At 32.2% G+C, this 11633-nt stretch carries 13 protein-coding genes and 1 other RNA gene; 3 read left to right on the top strand and 11 right to left on the bottom strand.

Annotated elements, in window-relative coordinates:
* Positions 1-383 (bottom strand): iron-sulfur cluster assembly accessory protein (locus tag FI695_07570; GenBank protein MQG51813.1); only part of this gene is annotated, 383 nt, incomplete at its 3' end.
* Between the two features lie 153 nt (positions 384-536).
* On the opposite strand from FI695_07570, the gene ispH reads away from it, so the two are divergent.
* Entirely contained in the window at positions 537-1442 is a 906-nt protein-coding gene (gene ispH, locus FI695_07575; GenBank protein ID MQG51814.1) for a 4-hydroxy-3-methylbut-2-enyl diphosphate reductase, read from the top strand.
* A 1-nt stretch (position 1443) separates the two neighbouring features.
* Here ispH and FI695_07580 read toward each other — a convergent pair whose 3' ends face one another.
* The 3 genes from FI695_07580 to FI695_07590 are packed head-to-tail and all read right to left on the bottom strand — an operon-like array spanning position 1444 to position 3771.
* Positions 1444-2211, bottom strand: a complete 768-nt coding sequence (locus FI695_07580; protein ID MQG51815.1) for a Bax inhibitor-1/YccA family protein — start codon at positions 2209-2211, stop codon at positions 1444-1446.
* A 15-nt stretch (positions 2212-2226) separates the two neighbouring features.
* Positions 2227-3015, bottom strand: coding sequence for an SDR family NAD(P)-dependent oxidoreductase (locus FI695_07585; protein MQG51816.1), 789 nt, complete (start codon positions 3013-3015; stop codon positions 2227-2229).
* A gap of 18 nt (positions 3016-3033) precedes the next feature.
* Entirely contained in the window at positions 3034-3771 is a 738-nt protein-coding gene (locus tag FI695_07590; GenBank protein ID MQG51817.1) for a biotin--[acetyl-CoA-carboxylase] ligase, read from the bottom strand.
* A 96-nt stretch (positions 3772-3867) separates the two neighbouring features.
* On the opposite strand from FI695_07590, the gene FI695_07595 reads away from it, so the two are divergent.
* Both FI695_07595 and FI695_07600 read left to right on the top strand, forming a co-directional pair.
* A complete protein-coding gene (locus tag FI695_07595; GenBank protein MQG51818.1) occupies positions 3868-5025 on the top strand; it encodes a PQQ-dependent sugar dehydrogenase in 1158 nt (385 codons plus the stop codon).
* Between the two features lies 1 nt (position 5026).
* Entirely contained in the window at positions 5027-5950 is a 924-nt protein-coding gene (locus FI695_07600; GenBank protein ID MQG51819.1) for a ketopantoate reductase family protein, read from the top strand.
* Here the strand turns inward: FI695_07600 and rnpB are convergent.
* The 7 genes from rnpB to FI695_07635 all read right to left on the bottom strand — a co-directional run.
* Positions 5944-6291, bottom strand: an RNA gene (gene rnpB / locus FI695_07605) — RNase P RNA component class A. The genes FI695_07600 and rnpB overlap by 7 nt on opposite strands.
* 46 nt (positions 6292-6337) lie before the next feature.
* The gene (locus tag FI695_07610; GenBank protein ID MQG51820.1) at positions 6338-7606 is read right to left on the bottom strand and encodes a hypothetical protein; all 1269 of its coding nucleotides are present in this window, start codon (positions 7604-7606) and stop codon (positions 6338-6340) included.
* On the bottom strand, positions 7603-8295 hold the full coding sequence (locus FI695_07615; GenBank protein MQG51821.1) for a hypothetical protein: 693 nt from the start codon (positions 8293-8295) through the stop codon (positions 7603-7605). The genes FI695_07610 and FI695_07615 overlap by 4 nt, the downstream gene beginning before the upstream one ends.
* A gap of 63 nt (positions 8296-8358) precedes the next feature.
* The gene (locus tag FI695_07620; GenBank protein MQG51822.1) at positions 8359-9114 is read right to left on the bottom strand and encodes a hypothetical protein; all 756 of its coding nucleotides are present in this window, start codon (positions 9112-9114) and stop codon (positions 8359-8361) included.
* A 5-nt stretch (positions 9115-9119) separates the two neighbouring features.
* Positions 9120-9794 carry a lipoyl(octanoyl) transferase LipB gene (gene lipB, locus FI695_07625; protein ID MQG51823.1) on the bottom strand — a complete coding sequence of 225 codons (675 nt, stop codon included), beginning with the start codon at positions 9792-9794 and terminating at the stop codon, positions 9120-9122.
* A 19-nt stretch (positions 9795-9813) separates the two neighbouring features.
* Positions 9814-11151, bottom strand: coding sequence for a 2-oxo acid dehydrogenase subunit E2 (locus FI695_07630; protein ID MQG51824.1), 1338 nt, complete (start codon positions 11149-11151; stop codon positions 9814-9816).
* 23 nt (positions 11152-11174) lie between these two features.
* The coding region (locus FI695_07635; GenBank protein MQG51825.1) for an alpha-ketoacid dehydrogenase subunit beta at positions 11175-11633 on the bottom strand (459 nt) is incomplete at its 5' end.

An 11633-nucleotide genomic window follows, 5' to 3' on the forward strand; every position in this document is an offset into this window, starting at 1 on the left:
GTTTCATCCTGTGCTCCAGCGCCACATCCGCCTCCACCGCAGCCACATCCGCCTCCACCGCAGCCACATCCGCCACCGCCTTCAGAAAGAAAGTTAGGATTATTAATAACAAATCCACTTTTCATTAATCCGTCGACATAGTCAATTTCAGAGCCGTCTAGTAGTGGTAAACTATCATTATCAACTACTAAACCTACTCCACTTGCGTCAATTATAGAATCAGTGGATTTTACATCTTCTTCCAAAGATAACATATATTGAGCACCACCACCTGCTCCAGGCATAACTACTATTCTTAAATAAGAATCACCTTGTCCTTCGTCGCTCATAACTTCTTTTAATTTAAGAGCGGCTACTTCAGAAACACTGATACCGTTAACCATTTCATTACCTCATTTTTAATGTAATAATATGTTAAAGTTTAGCATTATGATATTTTGCAGTCAATGAAGTTACATCCGATAGTGAGATTGGGTTGACTAATTCTTATCAATTAAACAACAATATACTAATCAGATAATTAACAAAGGGTAAATATGGATATTTTACTTGCCGAACCAAGAGGATACTGCGCTGGTGTAGTTAGAGCTGTTGATATTGTTGAACTTGCGTTAACAAAAATTGGAAATCCAATATATGTAAGACATGAGATTATCCATAATCAACATGTTGTAAATGAGTTAAAAGATAAAGGTGCAATATTTGTTGAAGAAATTTCAGAAATACCAGAAAATTCAACAGTTATATTTTCTGCACATGGTGTTTCTCCACTAGTATGGGAAGAAGCACAAAAGAAAAATCTATACATTATTGATGCAACATGCCCTTTAGTTACCAAAGTTCATCTCGAAGCTATTAAATATGCCAAAGATGGATACACTATTCTTTTAGTTGGCCATAAAGGACATGATGAAGTCATTGGTACAATGGGTGAAGCCCCAGACAATACAATACTTGTTGAAAGTGTCGAAGATATACCCTTATTAAACATTCCAAATTCGGAAAAAGTGGTAGCACTTACACAAACCACATTGAGTGTTTCTGATACAGCTAATATTATCTCAGCGTTAAAGGAGAAATTTCCCAAACTCGTTACTAGAAATGATATTTGTTATGCTACAACGAATAGGCAAAACGCCCTTGATTCAATAACAGACGATGTAGATTTAGTACTTGTTGTCGGTGCAAAAAATAGTTCCAATAGCAATAGACTAAAAGAACTTGCTTCAGAAAGAGGAATTGAAGCATATTTAGTTGACGGTCCAGAAGATGTAAAACTAGATTGGTTAGAAGGGAAAAGTTCTATCGGTATTACATCAGGAGCTTCTACTCCAGAGGTTTTAGTTAACGGTGTCATAGAAAAAATCAAACCATCAAATATTCAGAATATAGTCTATGCTGAAGAAAATGTTAATTTTAAATTACCAAAAGAAGTCGTTTAAATTATCTTCTACTTTGTAGTTTGGCTAACAATCGAAGAATCTCAAGATATAACCATACTAGTGTGACAAGTAGACCAAGCGTAGCTCTCCATTCCATATACTTAGGAACTCCTCTTTCAGCGGCTTCTTCTATGAAGTCAAAATCTAACACTAAGTTAAGAGAAGCTATAATAACTACAAATACACTGAACCCGATACTTATCATGGAGCTGTTAGTTATGTCCATAATTGGCATAACTCCCCCGCCAAACATACTCATAAAGAAACTAACCATATATAAGATAAATATTCCGCCTGTTGCTGCAGCGACACCTAATTTAAAGTTTTCAGTGGCTTTAATAAGTCGTGACTTATATGCAAGTAATAATGAGAAAAATATACCCGCAGTTAAAACTATTGCCTGAGTAACAATTCCTTCATACATTGAGTTAAATAAATATGAAATCCCACCAAGAGCCATACCTTGAAATAGAGAGTATAAAGGAACTGTTTTAGGAGACCATTGAGGTTTAAACATTGTAGCGATAACAAGTATAAGGCTTAAAATAGCTCCAATAAATGTAAAGGCTGTGATTTGGTACACAAATGTAAATGTACCGGATACAAGCAAGATGAATAAAGCTATAATTGTTCTGTTTACGGTTCCATCGATTGTCATTACCCTATCATCTACGTATTCAACATTTTCAAATGTTTTAGAAGAAAGAGCTGGGTTTCCAGAACGTAATGAAAGATGTCCTGAATTTTGTTGTCCACTATTATTATACATATGTCCTCCTATAAATTAGAGTGAAATTTCTGATTCTAGTGAAAAGCCGGTTGGGGCAATTCCTCCTGCTAGGCCACCGCCATCTAAAGTGAAAAAGTTCCCAGAAACATAATTGGATGCTTCAGAAGCGAGATATACTGCTAATGGTCCTATTTCTACTGGATAACCAGTTCTGCCAATAGGAATGTAGGGTGATCTATGATCCCTATCAACATCAGTGCTTATAAAACCAGGAACTATGCAACTAACATTAACCCCATGCCTAGAAAGACTATTTGTGAGTACTCGGGTTAAATTAACAACCCCACCTTTTGCAGCTCCATACATATAGTTATTATTAGCACCTCTAAATCCTAATCCAGATGCAACATTAATAATTTTACCAGATCCTCGTTCAATCATTTCTTGAGCTACAGCCCTACTGCAATAAAAAGTACTGGAAAGATTAACATCTATTCCTTCTCTCCATTCTTCATCTGTGATTTCCCATATTGGCTTGGGGGTTTGGCCTCTAACAATGCCTGCATTATTTATTAAAACGTCAATTTTACCAAATTCTTTTCTAACAATTGAAAATAGATTTTCGATTTGTTTTGAATCGGTTACATCTGTAACTATTGCTAAAGACCTTCTTCCAATTTTTTGTATTTCTGAAGCGGTTTCATCGATAAGGTTTTGTCTTCTAGCTGCAACAACTACATCTGCACCTGCTTCTGCTAGTGCTAATGACATAGCTTTCCCTAGACCGGATCCTCCACCTGTTACAACAATTGTTTTTCCTTCTAAATTAAGCTTATCTAGCATTGTTATCTCCTATAATCATTAGATTATCTCGCCATAATCAATATATTCTATATCTCCATTTTCTTTTCGTATTTTAAGAGCTCCAGATTGATTAACAGATTCAGCTATACCTGTGATTTGAATTTGATTATTAGTTTTAATAGTTATATTTTGACCTAATGTTATCAAATGTTGATTCCAATATTCAAATATCGATTCCCACAAATGTTCTTTAGTATAAAAACTATTAAATTGTTTTATTAATTCAATTAAAATTATTGATCTATCTATTGTATGTCCGAGTTCATGCAAAATACTAGTCGCTGTTTTGCCATTTGTTAATTCAGTTGATGGAAAAAAGTTAACATTTAAACCTATACCAATTATTGCAGAAGTAGGTATATTTTCCTGATGAAGTGATTCTACCAATATACCAGCAATTTTATGGTTGTTAACTAAGACATCATTTGGCCATTTTATTTGTGGGAGCAAATTAATTGATTCTAAAAAGCGAGAAATTATCACAGATGAAGCAATTGTTAATTGATTAATCATTTCTGAATCAGGGTAAACTAATATAGAAAAAGTAATGTTTTGATTTTGTGCACTGATCCAGTCTCTGCCAAGTCTTCCTCTAGCTTTGGTTTGATGCTCTGCAAAAACAACCAAACCATCATTACGCGAATCATTTGAATATTTTCGTGCAATATCCATAGTAGATGTAGTTTGATCTAAATAGATAAAGTTATTACCGATAGCAGAATTATCTAATTCCATTTTAATAGAATTAATGTCTAAGTTAATGTTAAACCTCAACTTTCTATATAAGTGTATAATGATAATTATAGTAAAAATGACAAAATACTAATACATATGAGAAATATTATATTAATAGTACTGAGCACTATCTTTACATTTAGTTGTCAACAAGAAGCTGAACTAGATAGCAATGATATATCAATTATCCACGATTATCGCGAGTATATAACTAATGAGTCACTTATAGAATTAGAACAAATTCAATTAACTAATACATTCGATAATCCATGGGCTATGGAATTTATCGATGATGAAATGGTAATAATTACTGAAAAAGACGGAAAATTATCATTAGTTAATTTAAGAAATAATACAGTATCAGAAATAAATCATACTATCCCTGTAACTAGTTATGGGCAAGGAGGATTATTAGATATTGCTTATTACAACGATTATTTATATATCAGTTTTACTATTGGTAATAATAAGGGTAAATATACAACGGCTATTGGTAAGGGTGAATTTTTATCCCCGTATAATGAAATAAAAGATTTCGAGATACTTTTGGAAGCTTCCCCATATTTGAATAGTGGGGCTCATTTTGGATCTCGAATACTTATTAATAGAGATAATATTTACGCCACTATTGGAGAGAGAGGAAGTGGAAAATTATCTCAAAATCCTGCAAATCATATAGGAAGTGTAGTTGAAATCAATTTGAATGGGAGCAAAAATGCCGCTAGATTCAGCAATTACAAAGATTCTTTGCCAGAAGTATTTCAAATTGGCCTTAGAAACCCTCAAGGTCTGGCATTAGCTCCAAATGGAAATATGTATTTAAGTAATCATGGAGCTAAGGGTGGAGATTTTATAGGATTAGTCCTACCGAATACGAATTATGGTTGGAATAATATAGGTTGGGGTGGAAAAAATTATATTGGAACCCATATTGGCACAGGTAAAGCATTTAGTGATGAATATTTAAAACCAATATTATCTTGGGTGCCTTCAATTGCGCCTAGCGATATAGTCTTTTATCAAGGAGACGAATTTCTAGAATGGTCAAATGATTTGTTGGTTACGTCATTAAAATTCAAAATGCTTCTAAAAATTAGTATTATTGATGGAAATGTTAGTAATGAAACCATTATTCTTAAAGACAAAATAGGAAGGATTCGTGATGTTGATGTTAATTCAAAAGGAGAAATATTCCTAATAACTGATGAATCCAATTCTACAATTTGGAAAATAACGAATCCAAAAAGGAAATAAAATGAAAATATCTATAATGGGAGCAGGAGCAGTTGGAAGTTATATTGGACATAAATTGGCTCAAATACGAGTTAATGCAACACTTATTGCTAGAGGAAGCCATCTTGAATCTATGCAAAAAAATGGATTATATTTAGAAACAAATGATGGCATAAAACTTGTGCCGGTAAAGGCCACAGATTCAATCGAATCAATAAAAAACTCTGATCTTATTATATATACTGTAAAAACATATCATAACGATGTTGTTGCCAAACAAATATCAAAGTACATAAACCCGTATGCAAAAATATTATGTCTGCAAAATGGTATAACTAGTTGGCGGTATTTAGAATCAATAATTGGTAAGCATACTATCATCCCGGGTCTAATCTATATTGAAGCACAAATGAAGAAACCTGGATATGTTAACCAACAAGGAAACGTTGTAGATTTGGTATTCGGTAGCATTGATTCTTCTCAAAATGATGTAATACATAAAATGGTAGATATTTTTTCAAAAGCTAAAATCTCTTTCACCCAAACGAAAGAGATTTTACCTGAAATCTGGAAGAAATGGTTTTTTATCGCAGTTTTAGCAGGTATGACATGCGCCTTTAATACTAATATAAAGTCAATATTATCAAATAATGAAACTCATCAAATATTAAAACAATGCATGAAAGAAATAGAAGAAATAGGTATCAAAAAAGGTTATCAGAACGATTCGAGTATTACGGAATCTATATATCAATATCTTATTGATGAATCAGATGATTTGATAGCCTCAATGAAAATTGATCTTGATAATAAAAAAGAAATTGAAATAGATGCCCTTAGTGGTGCTGTTATCAGGCTTGGGGAGGAAACAAATACAGAATGCCCTGTAAACCTAGATATTTATAATAAAATAAATAACTTTTATAAAAATTATTCGCAGGATTAAGGGAACTTATAAGCCGAGTTCTGTACCTTTGGTGTTAAGGTGGTGACCATCTATCTAGGTATAATGTTACCATTATACTCATGCGACCAACCCGGAAACTACTCGAGCAGCTATGTTTCCCTATTCGGTCTTGCACCAAGTGAGGTTTACCTAATTCCTAACGTCACCGCAGGAACCGTGAGCTCTTACCTCGCGTTTTCACCCTTACCTACTACTGCAGGCGGTATATTTCTGTGGCACTTTCTATCAAGTTACCTTGCCTGGGTGTTACCCAGCACTTTGCTCGATGGTGCTCGGACTTTCCTCTACTTATAGTAAGTAGCAGTCACCTAGTTTCCTTAATCCTTTGAAGAAATAATGATATATCAAATATATTAATAAGTAAATCTATATTGAAAGACGAACTCGTTTTTCATAAACGTTGATATAACTCACTAAGAGTTCTAAAACTATTCGCTTGTCTTCAGCTTTTAAAGATTCCCAATTTTTAGTAAAAATATCTGTTAAAAAAGTTAATAAAGTGTCTGATTTCCATGCATTTAATATCTGTTTTAACAGATCTTGATGTTGGTTATGGGTAATAAAATCAAAAGATATCAATTCTGTAATGGAGTAATGAGGGTGTGCTAATGCATATTCTTTTACATTATGAACTTTTAAATAGTTTTGAAAGATTTTATAGAAAATATTGGAAGAAAGATTATTACTTATAGGTAATAAGAGAATTATTCTCTTTATTATATTTGATTCAAAGTTTTCAGCAGATCTCGTCTCTGACATGCAAATATTTTCATTTAGATTAGATAAACATTTATAATATTTATAGGTTCCTTTATTTAATCTAGAAGAATACGTTTTCCAATATTGATGCTTTTGCACGCCTACGTAGCTGTTTTTACAGTATCCACATTTTGCTAAGCCCGATAATAAAAAAAAGTCGTTTTTTGGCAATTTTCTATAAGGAGATCTAGAAGTCATAATATCTTGAGCTTTTCGATAGATTGAAGATTCGATTATTGGCTGATGATTAGAAAATTTTGTAAATCGATATCTTTTATATGTTCCCATATATATAGGATTTGTAAGAATCAAACGCAAGGAAGCTATATTCCAAGGGTTTCCTTTTCTAGTTCTTATTTCGTTATTGTTTAGATGGGCTGCAATTTTTCTTAATCCGTAATTATACTTAACATATAATGAAAAAATTTCTTTCACGATTAATGACTCTTCTGAATGGATTTTATATCCCCCATTAGAGTCCTTTACATATCCGAATGGAGTTCGTCCAAGTACTTTCCCTTCACTAGCAGGTTTTTGAAAGTATTCTAAGGTTGATTTTCTTGAGTTATTCTTTGTAACAGATAAATAATCGTTGAATTCATCATAAATTGAGTCTGAGATATTTGTTTCAATATTTATACCAGTCCATTTAAGAAAATTAGATAAATTTAGAAAGTCCCAAAAAAGTTGATTTATATTCAATGGAAAAAAAATACTACACGTTGTCACAGCCTTATTATTAAGAATATAGTTTATTGTATTATAAAACAAAGAATCGTTAGATTCTGAGGAATTATTGAATGCAAAAACCGTAGCATTGTTTTTGTCCAAATAATTGTTTGATTCAGAATCGCAAATTATTATTGAATGATTCATGATATATAAAAGATTATTGACCCACAGGTTTTACAATAGGAAATACTACTAGATTCTTTAAGTAAATTTAATTCACCTGTAGGTAATTTTACATTACAAGCAGAACAAACACCTTTTTCAGTTAATCCAACAGCATTTGGTTTTCTTTTTCTAATAGTAAGATATTTTTCTAAATAGTCTTTATCTACATTTTTTAGTAAATATGATTTTTCTTCTTGAAGATTTGTACGTTTTGTATATAGGTTTTCTAATTTATTTTGAAGATGCGTTTTGGAATCGTTTTGTTGAGTTTTAGTTGTCTCATATATTACAGAAGTATTTTTCAATTCATTTTCATATGGTTCTAGTTTGATAATACATTGCATTGATTTTTCTTCATATTCGGTAGTTTGTGATTTCAGTGAATCAATTTCAATTACTGTTGCTTCAGATTGTTTCTTATTGGTTATTTCACCACCATATAAACGACTTTCTAATGCTAAAACTTTATTGTTATTAGTTTCTATTGATATATTTAACTGATTCAAAGCTTTATTTAATATATCTATATTTTTTTTAAGTTGATTGATTTTTGTCTGTATAGACTCAAGACGGGAATTATCATTAATCTCATTTTCAATAAAGGAAATCTCTTTAAGGCAGGAATCCATTAACAAATCTACCGATTGCAATTCAATTAAACTTTTCATCTCTCACCTGTCTGAATGAATCGTTAATAACTGGATTATAAAAGAGTTATAAAGATTTTCCTATCATATATTAATGATTTTATATAAATTCTCTGGATTATTTGTAGCTATACAATCAACTCCTAATTTAATAAGTTTATTGATCATTTTATTATTGTTATCAATATCAACAATGACTATTTTATTTTCAGAATGCAAATTTCTAATGAATGCATCACTAATATCTTTTTCGTAAATATGAGCAATATTGCAATTAATAATATCCATGAAACTCAATGATTCATTACTTGTCTGATTTTGATAAATCAAACCTAGCGGAATATTTTTATTCCTATAACTAAGTCGTTTCAAATATTTGTGTTCTGATGAAAATATTTCGTGAATATTGATTGAATCAAATTGTAAAAGAATGGTTTCAATAGCAGCTTCGATTCCTGATTTTTGATTTGGTTTAATCTCTATAGATAAAGGAAGATAAGAATCTATTAATTTTAATACTTCTGCTAATGTTAAAATTCTTTCGTTTTTAAATTGTTTTCCAAACCAACTACCATAGTCTAGTTGTTTTAAATAATCTAATGGTTTTGATTGAACGAGGCCATACCCGTTAGTTTTATTTTCTAAATGTAATTCATTAATAACAACCAAATATCCGTCTGAGGACATTTGGACAGGGATTTGAATAATATCTGCATGGTTTTGTATAGCTGATTCTAACGAGACATATGTGTTTTCAGGAAATATTGCTGAATTTCCATACTTTGCAATTATTATAGGACGTGATTCAGATATCAAAGAATAAATATTGTTTGTAGACATCAATATCAGATAGGATTATTTGTAAGTATTTTATTAAATGAATCAAATAAAAAGATTGTTTGAAATTTTTTCATAAAGATTTCAGCAAACTCCAAACATGTAGGCGCTTTTTTATTTAGTTTTTCTATAGATGTAATGCCTTTATCTTTAATACCACAAGGTACAATGTAATTATACCAAGACAAATCAGGTGAAAGATTTATACTACAACCATGAAGAGATATTCCATTACTAATCTTTACGCCGATTGCAGCAATTTTGTTATCACCTACCCATACGCCAGTCAATCCTTCGATACAATTGGAATTTATATTAAATTCGTATAAAGACTCGATAATGCATTGTTCCAGCATTCTTACGTATTGAATAGGACCTTTAAGGCGCCTAATAGAAATAATTGGGTAAACAACTAGTTGGCCAGGTCCATGGAAAGTTATTTCACCACCACGATCAGTTTCAATAATGTCAGCTCCCATAGTTTGTAATAACGATGGGGTTTCTAAGAAATCTTCTTCTTTACTTCTGCGTCCTTTAGTAAATACAGGGCGGTGTTCTAAAAAAAGAAGTTGATCATTGATTTGATTATTGGCACGTTGCTGATGTAATGATTTTTGTAAAGATAAAGCGGTATTATAATCCAAAGTACCAAGCCATTTTGTATCACAAACTGATGTATTCATACTCTAATTATAAACTAGATTAATAAATTATGGTGTCTTCTCCAAGTTTTTGAAGACCATCTCGTACATCTCTCATAAAATTGCCACTTTCAGCACCATCAACAACTCTGTGGTCAAATGACATACAAACATTCATCATATCTCTAATTGACATAGCACCGTCTTTGTTAACAACAACTCGTTTTACAATCGCTTCTGTTGTTAATATACCTACTTGTGGTGGGTTTACCAATGGTTGTGAAACTATAGAGCCTAAGGCTCCAGTATTATTCACAGTAAAGGTGCCACCTTGAACATCATCGAGAGTTAATTTATTTTCTAAAGCTCTATCAATAAGATTTTTAAGATACTTAGCTAATCCTGCAATACTCATAGTATCAGCATTATGGATAACAGGTACAACAAGTCCGTGAGGTGCAGCCATAGCTATACCTAAATTTATGCGATTTTTAATAATAATTTTATCTCCCCCCCATGAAGAATTTAAAAGAGGGTTTGATTTTAATGCATCAGCTACAACTTTAATGACAAATGGAAGGTAAGTTATATCTACACCTTCTTTTTGAATAAATTGTTGGCGAATATTTTTTCTGAGTATTACTAAATTAGTCACATCTACTTCGTGATAACTCCATGCTTGAGGAATTTCATTACTCTTAATCATATTTTCAGCAATGATTCGTCTGAGCGGTGTTAGTTTTAGTACAGTTTCATCTTCTTGAGCATTAAGAACAACCGGAGTTGGTTTTTCAATTGTTGTTGGTTCAATTATATCTGCTGACGGATTGAAATTGATAACATCTTCTTTAGTAACTCTACCTCCTAAACCAGTGCCTTTAACTTGAGATAAGTCTATATTTTTTTCAGCAGCTAATTTTCTTACCACTGGTGAATATCTCACTTTTGTAGATTTATCATTATTATTCTCATGGGTTTGTGTTTCTGTAACTCCCAATTTAGACAGTAATTCTGGAGGTATTTCTGGTTCTTCTCCGGATCCTGTAGGTCCAACTGGTTTAACATCTTTTAAAAAAACACCAGCACTACTGGCTGGTGGGGATATTTCAGTAGTTTCTTCTTTAATTTCAGGTTGGTTAGAAACTTCTCCTCCATCAACACCTTCGGCATCCATTTCAGCAATTGGTGTTCCCATAGGCACAACTGCTCCTTCGTCTACTAAAATGGCAGTTAGTACACCATTATAAGGAGAGGGGACTTCCATATTAACTTTATCAGTAACGACTTCGAGTAATGGTTCGTATTTTTCTACTGTATCACCGATATTTTTTAGCCATTTACCAATAACACCTTCTGTTACTGATTCGCCAACATGTGGAAGTTCAATCTGAATTGACATATTTTGTTCCTTGTAACTTTATATTAATACTCAAGTAATTTTTTTGCTGATGCAACAATATCTTCAGCACTTACCATAAATTCATCTTCTAAAGTTGGAGCAAATGGCATAGCTGGTACTTCTGGGCCTGCCAATCTTGTAACTGGTGCATCTAAAAAATCAAATGCTTCTTCAGCTATAATAGCAGATACTTCAGCACCTACTCCAAGGGCTTTATTATCTTCGTATACCACTAAAGCTTTAGAGGTTTTCTTTACTGATTCAAGAATTGTTTCAGCGTCAAGAGGTCGAACTGTTCTCAAATCAACAACTTCTACGCTATATCCTTGTTCCTGTAATATTTCTGCAGCTTCAAGACAATAATGAACCATTAAGCCATAACTAATGAAAGTAATATCGGTACCTGCCCGTTTTATATCAGCCTTACCGATAGGTATCGTATAATCTCCTTCTGGAACTTCGCCACGTACAAGCCTATAGGT

The organism is SAR202 cluster bacterium (assembly GCA_009392515.1).
In the GTDB taxonomy this organism is placed as follows: domain Bacteria; phylum Chloroflexota; class Dehalococcoidia; order Lucifugimonadales; family UBA6952; genus UBA6952.